The 17,736-nt window shown below is 70.6% G+C and carries 12 protein-coding genes; 6 read left to right on the forward strand and 6 right to left on the reverse strand.

Annotated features, from left to right (window positions below):
- Nucleotides 1-3: 3 nt before the first annotated feature.
- Nucleotides 4-2,463: a DNA internalization-related competence protein ComEC/Rec2 gene (locus HR086_RS17205; protein ID WP_174461892.1), complete on the forward strand. Its 2,460-nt coding sequence runs from the start codon at nt 4-6 to the stop codon at nt 2,461-2,463.
- 4 nt (nt 2,464-2,467) lie between these two features.
- On the forward strand, nt 2,468-2,722 hold the full coding sequence (locus HR086_RS17210; protein WP_174462013.1) for a hypothetical protein: 255 nt from the start codon (nt 2,468-2,470) through the stop codon (nt 2,720-2,722).
- 21 nt (nt 2,723-2,743) lie between these two features.
- Here the strand turns inward: HR086_RS17210 and HR086_RS17215 are convergent, their stop codons facing one another.
- Nucleotides 2,744-3,940, reverse strand: coding sequence for a carbohydrate-binding family 9-like protein (locus tag HR086_RS17215; protein ID WP_174461891.1), 1,197 nt, complete (start codon nt 3,938-3,940; stop codon nt 2,744-2,746).
- A gap of 163 nt (nt 3,941-4,103) precedes the next feature.
- Between HR086_RS17215 and HR086_RS17220 the strand changes: the two genes are divergently transcribed.
- The 4 genes from HR086_RS17220 (at nt 4,104) to HR086_RS17235 (ending at nt 7,206) form a co-directional block, all read left to right on the forward strand.
- The gene (locus HR086_RS17220; protein WP_174466155.1) at nt 4,104-4,718 is read left to right on the forward strand and encodes an LppP/LprE family lipoprotein; all 615 of its coding nucleotides are present in this window, start codon (nt 4,104-4,106) and stop codon (nt 4,716-4,718) included.
- A 15-nt stretch (nt 4,719-4,733) separates the two neighbouring features.
- Nucleotides 4,734-5,447: a hypothetical protein gene (locus tag HR086_RS17225; RefSeq protein WP_174466156.1), complete on the forward strand. Its 714-nt coding sequence runs from the start codon at nt 4,734-4,736 to the stop codon at nt 5,445-5,447.
- A 64-nt stretch (nt 5,448-5,511) separates the two neighbouring features.
- Nucleotides 5,512-6,249: a YqjF family protein gene (locus tag HR086_RS17230; protein WP_174466157.1), complete on the forward strand. Its 738-nt coding sequence runs from the start codon at nt 5,512-5,514 to the stop codon at nt 6,247-6,249.
- A gap of 81 nt (nt 6,250-6,330) precedes the next feature.
- Nucleotides 6,331-7,206, forward strand: a complete 876-nt coding sequence (locus tag HR086_RS17235) for an FHA domain-containing protein (RefSeq protein ID WP_174454937.1) — start codon at nt 6,331-6,333, stop codon at nt 7,204-7,206.
- Here HR086_RS17235 and HR086_RS17240 read toward each other — a convergent pair whose 3' ends face one another.
- The 5 genes from HR086_RS17240 to HR086_RS17260 all read right to left on the reverse strand — a co-directional run bounded on the left by HR086_RS17240 (nt 7,207) and on the right by HR086_RS17260 (nt 17,641).
- Complete coding sequence (locus tag HR086_RS17240; protein WP_141646302.1) at nt 7,207-7,638, reverse strand: PH domain-containing protein; 432 nt, start codon at nt 7,636-7,638, stop codon at nt 7,207-7,209.
- 63 nt (nt 7,639-7,701) lie between these two features.
- Nucleotides 7,702-9,309, reverse strand: coding sequence for a tetratricopeptide repeat protein (locus tag HR086_RS17245; RefSeq protein ID WP_174461889.1), 1,608 nt, complete (start codon nt 9,307-9,309; stop codon nt 7,702-7,704).
- 110 nt (nt 9,310-9,419) lie between these two features.
- Nucleotides 9,420-10,730 (reverse strand): adenylosuccinate synthase, encoded by a 1,311-nt coding sequence (locus tag HR086_RS17250; RefSeq protein ID WP_141646300.1) that lies wholly within the window; start codon nt 10,728-10,730, stop codon nt 9,420-9,422.
- 12 nt (nt 10,731-10,742) lie between these two features.
- On the reverse strand, nt 10,743-14,405 hold the full coding sequence (locus HR086_RS17255) for a UvrD-helicase domain-containing protein (RefSeq protein WP_174461888.1): 3,663 nt from the start codon (nt 14,403-14,405) through the stop codon (nt 10,743-10,745).
- A complete protein-coding gene (locus HR086_RS17260) occupies nt 14,402-17,641 on the reverse strand; it encodes a PD-(D/E)XK nuclease family protein (protein ID WP_174454934.1) in 3,240 nt (1,079 codons plus the stop codon). Before HR086_RS17260 ends, HR086_RS17255 begins: the two co-directional genes overlap by 4 nt.
- Nucleotides 17,642-17,736: the final 95 nt, after the last annotated feature.

Here is a 17,736-nt window from a genome sequence, read left to right on the forward strand (position 1 = left end):
CGGGTGGATCGTTACGCGTGGCGCGACCTGGGGACGCGTCCCCTTTTCTTTCCTTCGTTGAGCTTGCTGCTAGGCGCTCTCTGGTCTCCTGGAACGGACGGCCCGGCGGAGCTATTTCTGGTCTGCGGGGTTTTGCTGGGAGTGGCCGGGCTGGTGCTCGCCCGGCTGCCTGGTGCTCATCTGGCGGTGCTGGGCGCACTCTGGATGGCCGGTGCGGGCCTGGCGCGCTGGGAATCCCAGACCCTGGTTCCGACGGCCCTGGCGAAGGGCGGCGAGGCCGTGGTGGAGGGCGAAGCCGGGCGGGTGGACCTCCTGGACGGAGCCACCCGGGTCCGGCTCGCGGTGGTTCGCGCGGGGCCCGAGGAAGGGGCGCTCGAGAGTGCCCGCTTCAAGCTGAACCTGACGCTTCGCGGAGCCGCGCCGCCACTGCTGCCGGGTCAACGACTGCGGGCAAGGGTTCGCCTTGCTCCGGACGCGCCCGCCGCCAATCCAGGTGAGAAGGACTTCACGTCGGTCCGGCGCAGGCAGGGCGTGGCCTTCACGGGGGCGACGAGCGCGGAGCGTGTGCTGGTGCTGTCGCTCGCGCCCGCGTGGCGCTGGGTGATGGAGGACACGCGGGAGCGGCTCGCCGAGGCGACGCACCGGGTAGCGCCCTCTCGTGACTCCGCGGCCCTCTTCCTCACGCTCGCGGCGGGGCGGCGCGCGGAGCTGGACGCGGATTGGGAGGAGGCCTTCTCCCGGGCGGGTCTCGCGCACGTGCTGAGCGTGAGCGGGCTCCATGTCGCGGCCCTGGCGCTGATGACCCTCGCGCTGTTGCGGCGTCTGCTGGTGCGGGCGGGGGCCCGGTGGCGGAAGCTGGATGCTCGACGGGTGGCGGCACCCGCGGCGGTGCCCTTCGTCTGGGCCTACGTGCTGTTCACCGGCAGCCAGCCGCCGGCGGTGCGCTCAGCCGTGATGGCCACGGTGGTGTTGTTGGGCCTGGCGTGGTGGAAGCGCGCGGACGGGTTGAATGGCCTCTGTGCCGCCGCGCTGGTGCTGGTGCTGTGTGCGCCCTCCAGCGTGGAGGACCTGTCGCTGCGACTGTCGTTCCTCGCGGTGCTCGGACTCGTGCTGCTCGTGCCGGCCCTGCGACTGGCCCTGCCCTTCCCTCGGCCGGACCCGCGCGAGCCACGTCGATGGGCGCGACTGTGGGGGCAGGGACGCGAGGCCGTGGCACAGACGCTGTGCGCGAGCGCGGCGGCAACACTCGCGGGACTGCCCGTGGCGGCGTCGGCCTTCGGGCGGGTGAGCCTCGCGGGGCTCCTCTCCAATGTCGTCGCCCTGCCCCTGTGCGGGCTGCTCACGGGACTCGCGGCGGGCGGGGCTGCGCTGTTCGTGGTGGCGCCTCCCCTGGCGACTCCCGTGCTGTGGGCGGGCGCCTGGGCGTCGGAGGCCCTGCTGTGGCTCACCCGGGTGTTCGCGGCCATGCCCCTGGCCTCGGTGGAGGTACCGCCACTCGGGGCCTGGTCGGCGCTCTATGCCTTCGGATTGTTGACGTGGGCCCTGGGAACGGGCCGGTGGCGCGGGGGCGGATGGCTGGCGCCGGTGGCCCTGGTCGCCGCGGCGCTCGTTCCACGGCTCGCGCCCGAGCCGGGCCTGCGCGTCACCTTCCTCTCGGTCGGCCAGGGAGACGCGGTGGTGCTCAGTTCGCGCGGACACCATGCGCTCGTGGATGGCGGTGGCTCGCCAGGAGGCGCCGACACGGGGCTGCGCTTCGTCGTCCCCTACCTCCGACACCAGGGCATCTCCACACTGGACCTGACGGTGCTGTCCCATCCGCATCCGGACCATGCGCTCGGGTTGGTGTCCACGCTGGAGCACGTGCCCACCGCGCGCCTGTGGTTGCCGGCGGGCGACGAGGGCGGACCGCTGTCTCGGCAGGTGGTGTCGGCCGCGCGCGATGCGAGCGTGGAGGAAGTGCAGGCCGGACATCCCTCGCTGCTCCTGGGCGAGGCGACGGTGGAGGTCCTGGGCCCGCCGGGGGACGCGGAGCGCGAGCTGTTGGAAGGCGTGAATGACCGCAGCGTGGTGCTGCGGGTCCGCCACGGTGACGTCACGGTGCTGCTGCCCGGAGACATGGAGCATGACGCAGAGGAGCTTCTGGCTGACAGCCTGGGCCCGGTGACGGTGCTGAAGGCCCCGCACCACGGCTCACGCACGTCCTCCACGCAGGCCCTGGTGGACCGCATACGCCCCAAGCACGTGGTGTTCTGTGTCGGCCGGCGCAACCGCTTCGGTTTTCCCCATCCGGAGGTGGAGGCGCGCTATCGCGCAGCGGGCAGCGAGTGTTGGAGGACGGACATCGACGGCGCCGTCACCGTGGAGAGTGACGGGCGGGATGTCCGGCTGGTCCCTCACCTGACGCGCGAGCCCGCCGGTGAGGACGCTCGACTTGCCGTTGATGCGCGGCATTCCCATCGTTGAGGCGATGAATCCCGAGGACATCGACCTGCGGCAACTGACGGCGGACCTGAAGGACGCGCTGGGCCCTGGAGAACCCGTGGGCTACCTGCGCGGCAAGTCGCTCATGCGGGACTTGCTCGTGGACATGAAGGGCTTCTCCCAGCAGGAAGCCGAGGAGCTCATCGATACGCTGGAGCTCCAGGGCTACCTCCGCTTCCTCGGGGACCCTTCCGAGCGCTCCGTGGCGGATGCCCAGTGGGACATCACTCCGCACGCGTGAGCGCGCGGGGCACGGTCGTCTTCACTGGAAGGTCAGCCACGCGAAGCGCGGCAGTGCATGGAAGTCACCGACGAAGAGGGGCGAGAAGGCCTGCCCCTCCACGGTGCGGCGGCCATGGTGCTCCAGGCGGTAGAGATTGAAGCGCCAGCGCGCTCCCGGCTGGGGAGGCACCTGGGGGACCTCGGCGAGCTTCGCGAAGGGAATCCGCATCTCCACGGACCAGCCCTCGTCCTTGTCGGAGGCGTCGTCCAGCGTGCCCCGGACCTTCACCGCCGTCGTCATCCCCGAGTCCCAGGACAGGTCCATTCCCTGCCGACGCGCGGGGAAGTACGCATCGAAGTTGACGTTGTGCGGTGACACCTGCAGCTCGTTGTACGTGCGCCCGTCCGCGTTGGCGTCGAGGAAGATTTCCACCACCTCCTGCTCGTAGATGGGGTCGTCGCGCTTGCGCAGCGTGCCCCAGACGTCGGGGTCCTCGCTGTCGAAGGCCACATAGAGGTACGCGTTGTCGTAGGCGAGACGCGCCTCGGTGCGCAGTCGCACCGCGCGCCCGTCGAAGCTGCCCCTCAACACCACGGGCGCGGCCTCCTTCCAGACCGCGTCGTCGAGCACACCGTCGATGGTGGGCGCGGTGCCCGCCCTGCGGACGACATACTCGGGCAGCTCCGGAGCCGCGCCGCCGAGCTGGGGACCAAGCATTCGGTGTGCCCCGTCGTGAGAGGCGGCGTCATCCACAGGCAGCCGCTCGTCGCCGCGCCAGAAGCCCAGCATCGCCCGAGAGGGCACGGGCGGCATCGGCACGGAGTGGATGTCCTCGACGACCTTGCCCACCGGCCATGAGGCCAGCGGCGCCGCGCCGTCCTGAATCTCGTGGTCCGCGTTGACGAGCATTCCGCCGGTCGCCGCGTCCACCACGTGGACGAAGAAGCCATACCCCTGCGGAGGCGGACGCACCGCCTGGAAGTAGTGCGCCAGCCGGACCTGCTCGCCCGGGGTGGCATGAGCGGGCGTCACCTTCGAGCCCAGGTACACCACCGAGCCCCCCGCGAACGTGGCGCCGCTTCGGTACGTCAGGTCCGAGGGCGCGGCGTCCAGGACGCGGGCCTTCGCGGGCTCGGGCAGTCGGGACGTGCGCGGCTTGGGGCCCGCCTGTTCATCGCGGCACGCGGCCACGAGGCACGAGAGGGTCAGGAGAAGGACGGTGGAAGGGGTGCGCATCGGCGGCGGGCATCCTAGCGACTTCACGGTGGAGAGTGGGCCCGTTCGCCACGAAGGGAAGCCCTGGCGACCCTCCGCGCACCTGCCCGGCCGTGCCCTCTGCGTCCCATTCGCGGGGCGCAGGCTCCATCTTCAAGCCGGCATCTTCCGGGAGGTTTCGCCCATGTCGCGTAGTCGGTTGCTCGCGCCCACGGCCCTGCTCTGCGCGGTGTTGGCACCCCTCTTCGCGATGGCGGCTTCCGACGACTCCGTATCCACGGGCTCCACCTGGCTGGACGCGAAGCCCCTGCCCTCCTGGAACACGTCGGGCGCTCGCCTGCCCAAGGCGCTCCCGGGCGATGGCCAGTCCCTTCGCACCGGACGCTGCGCACGGTTCGCGCGCAAGCCCACCACCGCGTCGGACCGGGCCTTGGTGAAGGCGGGGTGGACGCTGCTGGGCCCGCTCCAGGTCTTCGACACGACGGAGGTCATCACCGCCGCCGCGGAAGGCGACGGCATGTGCCGCGCCATGGGCTTCCAGGTGTTCGTCTTCGTCGACGGCCGCTTCGCGGGCACCCTGGCACCGGAGCCGATGACGGACCGCTTCGACGGAGCCATGGGTGAGGTCCGCCTCTACAGCCCCAGGAACCTGACGGCTACCGTGCGTCGCTACGCCGCGGACGACCCGCTCTGCTGTCCATCGCGACAGGGCTCCGTGCAGTACGAGCTCCAGCCAGGCCCCAAGGGGCCCGTGGTGACGGCGACCCAGGCCACGACGAGTCCCACCCCACCGCAGTGACGAAGGGCCCACGACATGGACACGCCCGCGACGGTTCCGCCCGAACTCGAGAAGGAGATCGCCGACGCGCTCCTCCACCTCCGTCCCGCGCATGAGCGGCGCCGTGAGTACGTGCTGGAGCTCCTGGCCACCGTGCTGCTGGCCCTCGCCACCGTCGGGTCCGCATGGACCGCCTACCAGTCGACCCGGTGGAGCGGAGACCAATCCTTCCAGTACAGCAAGGCGAACGCGCTGCGCGCCGAGTCGGTGCGCGCCTCCACGACGATGGCGCTGCTGGTTGAAATCGACACCAGCCTCTTCGAGAGCTGGGCGGACGCGTGGACCGACGGCGACTCGCAAAGGCTCGACTTCTACGAGCGCCGCTTCCGGGAGGAATTCAGACCCGCCTTCGAAGCCTGGCGCGCGGAGGCAACCCGCCCGGGCGAGGCTCCAGAGGGAACGCCCTTCACCCGACCCGAGTACCACCCCGCCACGCTCGACAAGAGTCGGGAGCTGGCCGCAGAAGCCGAGAAGGCCTTCGAACAGGCGCGACAGTCCAACCAGAACGGCGACAACTTCACCTTCTGCGTCGTCCTCTTCGCCTCCGTCCTCTTCTTCGCGGGCGTGTCGACGAAGCTGCTCCACCCCTCGCTGAAGATCGCCCTCCTCGCGCTGGCAGGGGTGATGATGGTGGTGGCGACCCTCTACATGTTCTCGCTGCCACAAAACATCGGCTTCCGAATCCAGTAAGCCGGAGTGCCGGGAAGGATGCGCCGGCCAGGACGTCGCGGCTTCGCGCGCATTACGAAGGGGCATGCGCCCCTTTCTCACGGCCACGTGGCGGTACCTCGTGATGCTCAACTACGAGGTGGACCCGAAGGTGCTCGCGCCGCTCGTGCCGCGGGGCACGGAGCTGGACACGTGGCAGGGGAAGACCTTCGTCAGCATGGTGGGCTTCCGCTTCCTGGACACCCGCGTGCGCGGACTCGCGGTGCCCTTCCACCGGGAATTCGACGAGGTGAACCTGCGCTACTACGTGCGCCATCGCGGCCCCGAAGGCTGGCGGCGCGGCGTGGCCTTCGTGCGGGAGCTGGTCCCTCGCTGGGCCATCGCCACCGTGGCGCGCGTCGTCTACAACGAGCCCTATCTCGCGCTGCCCATGCGGCACATCGTGGAGATGGAGGGCGCCGAGCAGGGCGCTCCGGGCCGGCTGGAATACGCGTGGAAGCACGAGGGCCGCTGGCAGCGCCTGGCGGCGAGCACTCGCGGCCGCCCTGTCGCCAGCGCCCCCGACTCGCAGGAAGCGTTCATCACCGAGCACTACTGGGGTTACACGCCCCAGCGCGATGGCGGCTGCGCCGAGTACCGCGTGGAGCACCCGCGGTGGTCCGTGTGGCAGGCGGACGACGTGGCCTTCGACTGTGACGTCTCGCGGCTGTATGGCGACCGCTTCACGTCCGTCCTGAGCGGGACTCCCACGTCGGCGTTCGTCGCGGATGGCTCGGGCGTGGCGGTGTATCCGGGCGAGCGTCTCGCCGTGGGGATGGACTGACGCCGTCCCGGACGCTCACGCCCGGTAAGCGCGCGATTCCCCGAGCGGCGTGCCGGTCCGCGCGTTGCTCCACGTCGGGCCATGCGCTTCGAGTTCCAACACCTGGGCACCACCACGCCCTTCGAACTGCCCGAAGGACACCACCTGCTGGGCGGCGGTCCCGACGACCACATCCGCCTGGAGTCCCTCCCGCCCAAGCTGTTGACCCTGCGCATCGAAGGGTCCCAGCTCATGGTGGAGGCGACGCGGACCTTCAACGTCAACGGCGTGCTCGTGCCACCCGGTGTGTCCCGACTGGTCCTCCCGGGTGAAGTGCTGGGACTGCCCGACACGATGCTCCTGAGCGTGCTGCCGGAAGCCCCCATGGAGCGCGGCCTGGGCACGGTCGCCGTGCTCAAGGGATTGCTCACGGGCCTGGACGCACCCGCCCCGTCCCGAGCCGCCACCCTCACCTGTCTGACGGGGCTGGACGTGGGCCGCACCCACGCGCTCGCGGAGGCACGCACCAGGCTGGGTCGCGGCCAGGAGGCGACGCTGCGCCTTCGAGACCGCGCCGTCTCGCGCAGCCACGCCTGCATCCTCCACGACGAGGACGAGGGCACCTTCACCCTGGAGGACCTGGGCAGTCCCAACGGTGTCTTCGTCAATGGTCAGCGGGTGAGAGAACAGGTGCCCCTGTCCGATGGCGACGTCCTGGAGCTGGGCCGGACGCTGCTGCGATTCCAGGCCCCGCTGGAGGAACTCGCACCTGATTCCGTCGCCAGTGAGCCCCCTTCACGGCCCCCGGAAGGAATCGTCGAGGTTCCGACACCCGACGGCGAGGGGGCCGAGGCAAAGGGGCCCTCGGAGGCTCGGCCCACCGTGCGCCGCGCTCACGCGGAATGGTGGCTCATTGGATTGGGCGGAGCGGCGGCGCTGGCGGGGTTGCTCGTCACCTATGTGCTGGCGACGGGATAGTCAGCCCGGCAGAGGCCCCAACCCGGCACGTTCGACGAGAATCCGGGCGAGCGTCTGGTGGTGCCGGAAGAAGCTCGTGAAGTGTACGAATCCCCACTGTCCACGAATCGCGTAGACGGTGACGGGCCCCGGCAGGACGTCCACGTTGCGGATATCCGCGAAGGAGAACCGCCGGGTTCGCACCATGCCCCGGTAGGTGATGCCCCGGGCATCCACGACGATGAGCGTTCGCGCGTAGTACGTGAGCGAGACGCCGAAGAAGAGGATGAAGAAGCCCGCCGAGAGGAAGGTCTTCAGCGGGACCCCTTCGAACTTGAAGAGGTAGAGAAGCACCGCCACCCAGAGCAGGCCAGCCACCGCCATCGAGGCCGCCAGCCCCCGACGGGGGCGGAAAACCTGCCGTTCGTCCATCTCCGCGTCGCGCACGGCCATGCATCCAAATTAGTGCCTGGGACTGACAGGATCCACCTGCCCCGGCGCCCGCCTGCCAGCCGGTCAACGCAGCTTCGTGGCCTTCTGTCGAGATTCCTCCTGGAGCTGAGGTCGGACATCCGCGGCGGACGAAGCGGCGTAGCGCTCGTAGAGGCCACGGGCCTCGGCGTTGCGACCGAGGGCGCGGTAGGACTCTGCCAACCCGTAAAGGGGGGAGGCCACCTGGGGCTCCAACTCCAACGCGAACTGGTAGTCCGCCGCGGCCTCCGCGTAGCGACGCAGGCCGATGTTCGCGCTGCCGCGCGCGGTGTAGGCGACCGCCAGCATGGGCTCGAGCTGGATGGCCTGGGTCAGATGCGTCAGCGCGGTGGCGAAGTCCCGTGCACCGATGCGCTGCACGCCCTGCTCATAGGCTCGCCGGGCCTGGGCACGCGTCGTGTCAGCGACAGGTCCGGAGCCAGGTGCCTGCCCCGCGGCCTGGGGTGAAGCGCCCGCCTGGGCCAGCTTCGCGCGAGCCCGGGTGATGTTGTCCTGCGCGCTCTGACGGATGGCGGCGTCCTGCGTGAGCCGCGTCGCCGTCTCCCACTTCTCCACCGCCTGCCCGTAGTAGCCGAGCACCGCCAACGCATTGCCCAGCTTGAAGAGGGCCTCCACATGGCTGGCGTCCGCGTGCGACGCGTCCAGGAACGCGAAGGCCGCCTCACGGTAGCGGCGCTCCTTCATCAGCGCATCGCCATCACGGATGCGCGAGGCCGCGAGCGCCGGGTTCGACGGCCGCTCCTGGGAGCCCTCCGTGGCCGCGCGTGTCGACGGGAAGGGCAGCGGATCCTGCGCGGCGTTCCCCGTGGATGAGGCCGACTCAGCTTGGGCAAGCCCCACCGCCGGGCCCGCGCTCCCCGCCGGAGCGACAGTCCCAGCCTGAGCAGCAGTCCCCTTCTGCGCGCTGCTCCCCTCCGGGGAGGCACTTCCCGCCACGGGCGTGGCGCTCGGGGTGCTCCCCTTCTCACGCACGCCACTCGCGGGCTCCGCGCTCCCCACGGGAGGGACGGCCTCGCTCGCGGGAACAACGGATGAAGGTGGCGGCGCGGCGGCGACACGCGGGCCCGTGCGCTCGGCTGTCGCGGGCAGGGGCACTCCGCCCAGGGCCTTCAGGTGCCCTCGCGCCTTCTGCACCCAGATCTGCTCCGAGGGCCGCCGCTCAAGGGCGATGTAGCCCTGATACGCGGCAATCGCCTGGGCCTTGTCACCAAGCTGACGGTGGCTCTCCGCCAGTCCGTAGTAGCCGTCCGCGTCGTCGGGCTCGAGCTGGACGTAGCGCGCATACGCTCGCGCGGCGGTGGAGGCATCCCCGGCCTTGCGCGCGGCATAGCCCAGGTTGAAGAACGCCATCTTGTGCTGGGGGTCCGCGTCCGTGGCCTCGATGAAGCGCGCCATGGCGTCCTTCAGCTGGCCCTGGCGGAACAGGACACTGCCCAGGCCATTGAGCGCCGGGGCGTATCCAGGCGTGGCGGCCAGCGCCTCGCGATAGGCGATGGCGGCCTCATCCAGACGACCACCGGAGAGCGCTGACTCACCGCGAGCGAAGGCAGCCCGGGCGGGCTCGGAAGGCTCCGCGGCGCCGAGCAGCAACACCGCGGTCAGGGCGATGACGGACCTGCTCACGAAAACCATGACGTCCCCCAGGGGGTGGCTCCCGACTGCCGTAGCAGAAACCGGGGACGGCGTCACGGCGCTCCCGCACCCTCGGTGGGAAGTTTCCTCCGAGGGTGCGCTTCCCCGCCTTAGCTGCGGAAGGGGTTCTGCAGCAAAACCGTCTCGCCACGGTCAGCGCCCACGGAGACGCACACCACGGGGACGCCGCTGATCTCCTCCACGCGACGGACGTAGCGCTTCGCGTTCTCCGGCAGCTCGTCGAAGCTGCGCACGCCGGCGAGCTTCTCGTCCCAACCGGGCAGTGTCTCGTAGATGGGCTTGACGCGCGCCAGGTCCTCGTAGTCCCCGGGCAGCTCGGTGACCTTCTGGCCATCCAGGTCGTACGCGTTGCAGAGCTGGAGCGACTTGAGCCCGCTGAGCACGTCGAGCTTGGTGAGCGCGATGCCCCACAGGCCGTTGACGCGCACCGCGTAGCGCAGCACCACGCCATCCAACCAGCCGCAGCGGCGGGGGCGACCCGTCGTCGCGCCGAACTCATCACCGACCTTGCGCAGCTGATCGCCAATCGCGTCGTTCAGCTCCGTGGGGAACGGACCGCCGCCCACGCGCGTGGTGTAGGCCTTGCTGATGCCCATCACCTTGTCGATGGCCGTGGGCCCCAGGCCCGAGCCCACCGCCGCGTTGCCGGCCACGCAGTTCGACGACGTGACGAAGGGATAGGTGCCGTGGTCCACGTCGAGCAGCGTGCCCTGCGCGCCCTCGAAGAGGATGCGCGCGCCCTTGCGCACCTGCTCCGCGAGGAACAACGAGGCGTCGTGCACGTAGGGCTTGAGTCGCTCGCCCAGCGCGGAGAACTCGGCCAGGACCTGCGGCACCTCCAGCTGCGGCACCGGAACGCCCGCCTTCGCGCACAGTTCCTTGAGCTCCTCGAGCGCCTGCGGCAGCCGCTCCTCGATGCGCTTGCGCAGCCGGTCCGAATTGAGCAGGTCACGCATGCGGATGCCCCGGCGCGCGACCTTGTCCTCGTAGGACGGGCCGATACCGCGACCGGTGGTCCCAATGGCGCTGCCACCGCGGGCCTTCTCGCGGAAGCTGTCCAGCAGCTTGTGCCACGGGAAGATGACGTGGGCATTGTCGGAGATGAGGAGCTGCGAGTCCTCCTTGAGGAAACCGCGCGCCTTGAGCGCATCGATTTCACCCACGAGCACCGCGGGGTCCACCACCACTCCGTTGCCAATGACACACGTCTTGCCCGGGTGGAGGATGCCCGAGGGAATCAGGTGAAGGACGGTCTTCTGGCCACCCACCACGAGCGTATGGCCCGCGTTATTGCCGCCCTGGAAGCGGACGACCAACTGGGCATGCTCGGTAAGCAGGTCGACGACCTTGCCCTTACCCTCATCTCCCCACTGCGCTCCGATGACGACGACGTTCGGCATGGTGCCCGCCGCTTAGCACGCGGAAGGGGCCGGGTGACAGTGTTCCGAGAAGCCACAATGCAGGGCCTGGCAGGTCGCCACCTCTCGTCCCGCCCAGGCACCTCGGACCTCTCCTCGGGCCAGCGCCCGCGCGCCGTCGGCGAGCCGCCTGGCCGCTTCCTCTTGACCCACCCCGTCCATGCTCCACTCGGGCTCGGGCCGGGCCTCGCCCAGGAAGACCACGCCCACACGGACGGGGACTCCAGGCCGCACCATCCGTCGAGCCGCCAACGCCAGCGCCGCCAGCTCGTGTGTATACGCGGCGGCCCCCAGGGGATGTCGTCCACCCGACTTGTAGGCGACCACCACCGCCTCACCGCGAGGTGATTCCCACAGGACATCCACCTCGCCCTCCAGGGAGACGCCGTCCTCCAGGGACAGCGAGAAGGCCAGGCTCCGGTGCACCATGCGCGAGGGAGACTCCGCCACCGAGCGAGCGAAGTCCGTGACGAGGAAGCGCTCCACCGTCGACAGGACGTCCTCCATGCCCTCGTCGTCCGGAAGCGAGCCTGCCTCGCGCAACAATGACTCCAGATGCGCTCGGCGCTCCGTCACGTCCACGTCACGCGCCGAGGCGAGTCGCAGGTCCGCTCTCCGCAACAACTCACGCACCAGCTCCGCTGGACTCTTCGCGGGCAGCCACCCCTCCGGGTCGACCAGTAGTGGCGCGTCCCGGACAGGGGCTTCCCAGGGCCAGGGCGCCGCGCGCAACCCCAGCCGGTGCACGTAGTGGAAGCGCCGAGGACAGGCGAGGAAGTCCTGCACCGCGCTCACGGGAGCGGAGACTCCGCCGGGTGACTCGCCCATCTCCACCAGCCCGCCCCGCACGCGCAGCAGCGCGGCCTCCACGCGAGCCCCCGCGCGAGCGAGCGACTCCGGTCCCGGTGGCTCCGGGTCCGCGGGCGGTGGCAGTTCGTCCACGTCCACGTCGTCGACGAACTCGCGCGTGGTGACGTCTTCCAACCGCGCATCGATGAGATGCCACCACGAGTCCTTGCCCGCGCGAGGCTCCTCTCCTCCAGAGAGGACCAACAAGTCCCTCGCGCGCGTGAGGGCCACGTAGAGCAGGCGGCGGTACTCGGCGTCCTCGCGCGCCTTGAGTTCCTGTCGCACGGCCTCGAAGCGATTGGAGGTGTAGCCCTCCAACGAGTCCGGCACCCACGGCCGCAGGGCGATGCCATGAGAGCGCTCGAAGTGCGCGCGCCCGGAGGTGCTCCGACGCCGGCCGCCCATGCCCGGCACCACGACGACGGGCCACTCCAGGCCCTTGGCGCGGTGGATGGTGAGCAACTGCACCGCGCGTGGGTCACCCGCGTCCAGCAGGTCCGCCTGCGCCTCGGTGGGGTCGGACTCGGCCAGCATGCGCAGCTCTCGCGCGAAGGCCACACAGCCCCCCGTGCCACGCTCGTCACGCCGCGACGCCAGCGACAGCAGCTTCTCCACGTTGGCGCTCGCCTGCTCCGCGTAGGGCGAGCCCGCCAACGCCTCGCGATACCCCGTCATGTCCAGCGCCGCGAGCAGCAGCTCCCTCACACCCAGGCGGTCCCTCTCCTGGCGCAACGCGGGCAGCGCGGCGAGGAAGTCCACCAGGCGCACCCGCTCGCGCTCGGGCAGCGACTCCAGCACCGTGGGGTCCGACAAACGCGGCGACGCCAGCGACAACGGCTGCTCCCCCGCGAGTTGGAACAGGGACGCATCCGACAGCCCCACGAGCGGTGAGCGCAGCACGGCCGCGAACGCGAGCGCGTCCTCCGAGTCCGCCAACAGCGCCAGCAACGAGGCCAGGTCCAACACCTCCTGCGCGCCGTAGAAGCCGCGTCCGCGCAACACCCGGTGCGGCACACCGTGACGGATGAGCGCCTGTCGATAGACCTCCAGGTGCGTGAAGGTCCGGAACAGCATGGCCACGTCCCCCCCGCGCGCGGGCCGGGCACCTTCTCCATCCTCGCGCGCCACGGTGGGCGCCGCGCCCGGCGCGAGCATGATGCGCAGCCGTCGCGCCACGCAGTCCGCATCCAGCCAGCGCAAGTCGCCCGCGGTCTCCTGCTCCTCCAGGTGGAGCCGCTCCACGGCGGCCGTCTCGGAGAGCGAGGCACGCACCGGGGACAGGTCGTCCTCCTCCGGGACGTAGATGACCTCGAACGGACGCGGCGCCTGCGAATCCGCCGCCACCAGCACGCCGGCGAAGGCGTGATTGAAGAAGGACAACAGCCCCGGCACCGAGCGGCGGTTGTGCTGCAGGAAGCCGCGCGTGCCCCCCTCGTCTTCAATCTTCTTGGCGAGCACCGTGAACACGGAGACATCCGCGCCACGGAACTCGTAGATGGACTGCTTGCGGTCTCCCACCGCGCAGAGGAACGCGGGCTCCAGGGGCAGCGCGGTGGCCAGGTCCACGTCCGGCGCAAGTTCGCGCGGGCCTTCCTCGCGCCGCTCCGAGAGCAACAACACCAACTCCAACTGGAGACGGTTGGTGTCCTGGAACTCGTCCACCAGCAGCGAGCCCACGCGCTCCTGCACCTGTCGGCGGAACTCGGGGTAGTCCCTGAGCAGGTCCCTCGCCTTCACCAGCAACGACGTGAAGTCGAAGACGTTGCGACGGGAGAACTCCGCGTCGTGCCGGGTCTCCACGCGGCCCAGCAGCTCACGGAACGTGGCCTCGAAGGGCGCCGTGCGCCACGCGGCCCAGGAATCCTCCAGCCTGCGCACCGAGCCGTCGCTCTTGCCGAACGTCCGCCAGTACAGCTCACGCACCGGCGCCGCGGCGCCCTTGCTGAGCCTCGCGAAGTTGCGCCCATCCGCCGCGAAGCTGGCGCGCAACCACGGGTAACGGTCTCCCTGATGGAAGTTCTCCGCCGTCATCCCGTTCAGCGCCTTCTCCAGGGCGCCCACCAGCCGGCTCCACTCGCCCTTCGCATCCAGCGCGCGCGCTTCACCGCACAGCCGCAGGCTCTGCGTCAGGACTTCATCCAGGTCCTCGCGAGCCTCCGCCACGTCTCCCACGGCGGCCGACGCGGCCTTCAACCCCTCTTCGCGCAGCTTGCCGTAGACCGACACCAGCGCGGCCACCAGTCCGTCGGAGAAGCCCGAGCCGGAGAAGCCCAGCTCCTGGCACAGCTCGCGCACCTGCGCGTCCCCGCCCTCCAGCGACTCCAACACCACGCGCTCGGCCACGTCCTGCACGAGGCTGGAGGCCTCCAGTTCGTCGAGCACCTCGAAGCTCGGGTCGATGCCCACCGCAGGAGGAGCCCGTCGCAACAACTGGCCACAGAGCGAGTGGAAGGTTCCCACCGTGGCCGAGCCCAGCTCCTCGCGCATCTGCCGCCACGCATCGGGCAACGGGAAGGGCCGGCCCAGCCGTTCGAGCGACTCGCGCAGCTCCACTTCCTGGTCCAGTCGAGCATCCCCCTGGGCCAGCCCGTCCAGACGCTGGCGCACGCGGGAGCGCATCTCCGCCGCGGCCTTGTCCGTGAAGGTCAACATGCACAGCCGCGCGGGACGAATCGCCGCGCCCGCCTCGCGCGCACCGGCCAACAGGTGCAGCGTCATCGTCACCAGGCTGTACGTCTTGCCCGCGCCAGCGCCCGCCATCAACGCGAGGTTGCGCTCCAGCGCGAGCAGGGAGGGAGCCACGCTCATCCGCCCTCCTCCGTCATCCGGCGCTCGGTGATGCGGCACACGGCGCGGAAGCCACACATGCCGCAGTCCTGGGGCCGCGCGGCGAACTGTCCCTCTCGCAGCGTCTTCACGAGTGACTCCACCGCGTTGGGCAGGTTGCGTCCACCCTCCTTCGCGGCGACTCTCGCCCGCACCTCCGGGTCCGTGGACAGCAGCTCATCCAGCTCCTGCGCGGGGACGACGTCGGACAGATGGATGGTGGCGCCGGTGCGCAGCGAGAACCACGCGGCCTGACTCGCCGTCGCGTGCCCGCTCTCCCGCGCCGCGAAGAGATACAGCGGCAGCTGGAAGTCCGACGTGAGCAGCCGCTTCTTCAGCTCGTTCTTGTCCAGCTTCCCGGACTTGTAGTCGATGACGCCCACCTCCGAGCCCGCCACGTCGAGCCGGTCGATCTTCCCCTCGAAGACGATGGCGTCCCCTTCGATGGGAAGGACGACGTGGCGCCAACGGTCGTCCGTGGCCGCGGGGCCGAACTGGAGTTCGAAGCCCTCTGGCACCAACCGCTCGAACGGAAGCCCGCGCCGCTCATCCACGAGGATGCGACGGGCCATCGCCCGCGCGCGCTCATGCGCCAGCTTCCACAGCGCGGGATGCCCCACGTGATGGAACTTCTCGAAGTGCGCCACCGCCGACTGGAGCGCCGTGTCCAGCACCTCGTCCGGCACGTCCTCCGGCGCCTTGCCCAGGAGCTGGTGCTCCTTGAGCGCCTGGAACACCTCCTCGACGACGCGGTGCCAGAAGGTGCCGCGGCCCCTCGCGTCGAACTCCTCGCCCGGACGGTCCGGCTCGGCCACCTTCAGGCCATACGTGAGGAAGCCCTGGAAGCCACAGTTGCCGAAGCGCGCGAGCGCGGAAGCGGACAGCGGCCGAGTGAGGTCGAAGCGGAACGCCTCACGCAAGGACGCGCGCTGCGTGTTCCCGTCCACCGAGCCCGTGAAGGGCCCCGGCTTCTTGTTCGGGTCACCGAAGAAGAACAGCCGCTCCACTTCCACCAGGGACAGCTCGCGGGCGCCCGAGTACCAGGCTTCCTTGTCGAAGTGACGCTTGAGCAGGCTCGCCGCCGCGTCCGGCTCGGTGACGCGCAGCTTCGGCTGCGCCAGGGCTTCCAGCGCCACGCAGCGACGCAGCTCGGACTCCGTCAGCACCTCGTCGAGCGGAGGGATGGGCGGCAGCGAGCGCGGCTGCCACTTCAGCGCGGTGAGCCGGCGCACTTCCTCCAGGAACGAGGACGGCACCTGCTCCTGGCCTCCCGAGCCCTCCATCGCGAAGGACAGGCTCAGCGTCTCCTCCGCCGCCGCGAGCGCGCTGGCGAACAGCAGCCGGTCCTCGGTGAGCCGCCACGGCGCTCGCTCCTCGAACTCGCCTCCCGTCAGCCGGAACACATCCCGTCCCAGGTGCTGGTTGAGCGCGGAGCGCTCCGCGTCCCCGAGCAACGGAGAGGGCGCATCCCTTCCAGGGAAACGTCCCTCGGTGAGCCCCGCGAGGAACAGATGTCGGAACGAGCGCCCGGGAACCTCGGCGGCATCCAGCACCTCCACCGCGGAGCCACGAGGCCCTCGCGCGGGCAGGTGCGCGTCCGCCATCGCATCGCGCAGCCAGCGTCCGAAGGTACGCCGACGCAACACCGGGCCGCCGCCCACCGCCTTCATCGTCCGCAGCAGTCCCTGGACTCGCAGCCGGAGCGCCTCGCGCGCGGCCTCGTCACGGGCTCGCGCATCCAGGGCCCGCGCCGCGAGCCCGCCTTCGTCACGACCCTCCAGCGGCCCTTCCGAGTCCATCAACCCCAGCCGCTCCACCACGTGCCACCACGTGGCCAGCAGCTCCGCGACGGTGCCCTTCTCGGGAATCCGTCGGCAGTAGTCCACCAGCAACTGGCAGCGCTCGCGCAGCAGCCGCACCGCATGGATGCGCGCGCTCCCGTCCTTCTTCTGCGCACCCTGCAACGCCTGGAGTCGACGCGCGAGCCCATCCAGCCGGATGTCATAGGCGCCACGCCCGCGCAGCGCGCCCAGCCGGTCATCACGCACGGCGGCCAGGGCGAAGAAGCTCGCGGGCGCCTCCGGTCCTCCCCGCGACAACGTGGGCGCGTAGCGACTGCCCACCAGCTCCGCCACGCGCTCGGCCGGAAAGCCATCCTCCACCAGGAACGGCAGGTCCAGCGCCAGGCGCACCGGCCCCGCCAGCGCGAGCGGCTCGCCCCAGGGAAGACGCACGGGCACCCCCAGCTCGCCCAGCGATTCAGCAAGCCACCCGGCCTCCGGTCCCAGCTCGCGGTAGGCGATGGCGATGTCCGAAGGAGACGCCCCGTCGGCGATGAGTCGGCGCACGTCCCGGGCGACCAGTCGCGCTTCTTCCCGCGCCGTGGCCGCGCTCCACACACGAGGCTGGAGCTCCACGTCCTTCAGCGCCTCGCGCGGCGCCCGGGGCGAGAAGACGAAGCGCCCCAGGTCGATGAAGGGCCGGGCCTCGAAGGTGACGTCCGCCTTGAAGAGGTCCACGTGCGGCATCGTCTCGCCACGGTTCTCGAACGCGCGGAACAGCGAGGCCAGCGCCGCGTCCGCCACCGGAGAGCCACCCACCGGCGTCTCCACCCGCAGCGTCACGCGCCGCGATTCACACGCGGCCGCCAGCGCCAGCAACAGCTCCAGGCCCGAGGGGCGCACGTCGTAAACGCCATGCAGGACGAGCGTGCCCACGCCATCCCAGCTCGTTGGCCACTCGCCCCGACCGAGCGCCTCGCGCGAGCCCCTCAACACGTCCTCACGGTCAGCGAGGCCCAGCTCCGCCAGCTTCTGCTCGTACAGGTGGTACAGCCGGGCGAGCACCCGCACGTGCTTCTGCCGCTCGGGCGGGAGGACCTCCACCGCGTCCTGCAGCTCGCGCGGCGACAGGCGCCCCGCCTTGAGGTCCAGCACCACGTCCAGCCCCGCGCGCGCGAAGGCCGGCTCCCGGACGTACTCGCCGAAGTGCGTGGGACCCAGCAACGCCCCCAGCGAGGACATCACCGCGCGCGCACCCACCGCCGGGCACGGACGCCGGTTCAGCTCGCGAGCGCCCCCGAGCACGCCCAGCAGCTCATCCCAGGTGAGCAGGTCCGTCCCCATCGCCAGGCCCCGGGCGCTCCGCTCCGCACGCAAGGCGGCCTGACGCCGACTGGCATCGGGGAACACGTGGAGGGTACGGATGGGGCGGGCCATGGATGCGCGGAGTGTAGAACGACCGAGCGGGTCGCTTTCATGCTCCATTCCACGCTCGGCGCCCAGTGTGTTTGCAAGCCCGCCTGCTTGCCCAC

The sequence above is a fragment of the Myxococcus sp. CA039A genome, assembly GCF_013336645.1.
GTDB classification, from domain to species: Bacteria; Myxococcota; Myxococcia; order Myxococcales; family Myxococcaceae; genus Myxococcus; species Myxococcus llanfairpwllgwyngyllgogerychwyrndrobwllllantysiliogogogochensis.

What these genes read in the sequence shown, in the direction of transcription:
- HR086_RS17230 (WP_174466157.1), top strand. Translation starts at nt 5,512, where the DNA reads ATGCGCCCCTTTCTCACGGCCACGTGGCGGTACCTCGTGATGCTCAAC.
- HR086_RS17220 (WP_174466155.1), top strand. Translation starts at nt 4,104, where the DNA reads ATGTCGCGTAGTCGGTTGCTCGCGCCCACGGCCCTGCTCTGCGCGGTG.
- HR086_RS17255 (WP_174461888.1), bottom strand. Translation starts at nt 14,405, where the DNA reads ATGAGCGTGGCTCCCTCCCTGCTCGCGCTGGAGCGCAACCTCGCGTTG.
- HR086_RS17225 (WP_174466156.1), top strand. Translation starts at nt 4,734, where the DNA reads ATGGACACGCCCGCGACGGTTCCGCCCGAACTCGAGAAGGAGATCGCC.
- HR086_RS17235 (WP_174454937.1), top strand. Translation starts at nt 6,331, where the DNA reads ATGCGCTTCGAGTTCCAACACCTGGGCACCACCACGCCCTTCGAACTG.
- HR086_RS17240 (WP_141646302.1), bottom strand. Translation starts at nt 7,638, where the DNA reads ATGGCCGTGCGCGACGCGGAGATGGACGAACGGCAGGTTTTCCGCCCC.
- HR086_RS17250 (WP_141646300.1), bottom strand. Translation starts at nt 10,730, where the DNA reads ATGCCGAACGTCGTCGTCATCGGAGCGCAGTGGGGAGATGAGGGTAAG.
- HR086_RS17215 (WP_174461891.1), bottom strand. Translation starts at nt 3,940, where the DNA reads ATGCGCACCCCTTCCACCGTCCTTCTCCTGACCCTCTCGTGCCTCGTG.
- HR086_RS17210 (WP_174462013.1), top strand. Translation starts at nt 2,468, where the DNA reads ATGAATCCCGAGGACATCGACCTGCGGCAACTGACGGCGGACCTGAAG.
- HR086_RS17245 (WP_174461889.1), bottom strand. Translation starts at nt 9,309, where the DNA reads ATGGTTTTCGTGAGCAGGTCCGTCATCGCCCTGACCGCGGTGTTGCTG.
- HR086_RS17260 (WP_174454934.1), bottom strand. Translation starts at nt 17,641, where the DNA reads ATGGCCCGCCCCATCCGTACCCTCCACGTGTTCCCCGATGCCAGTCGG.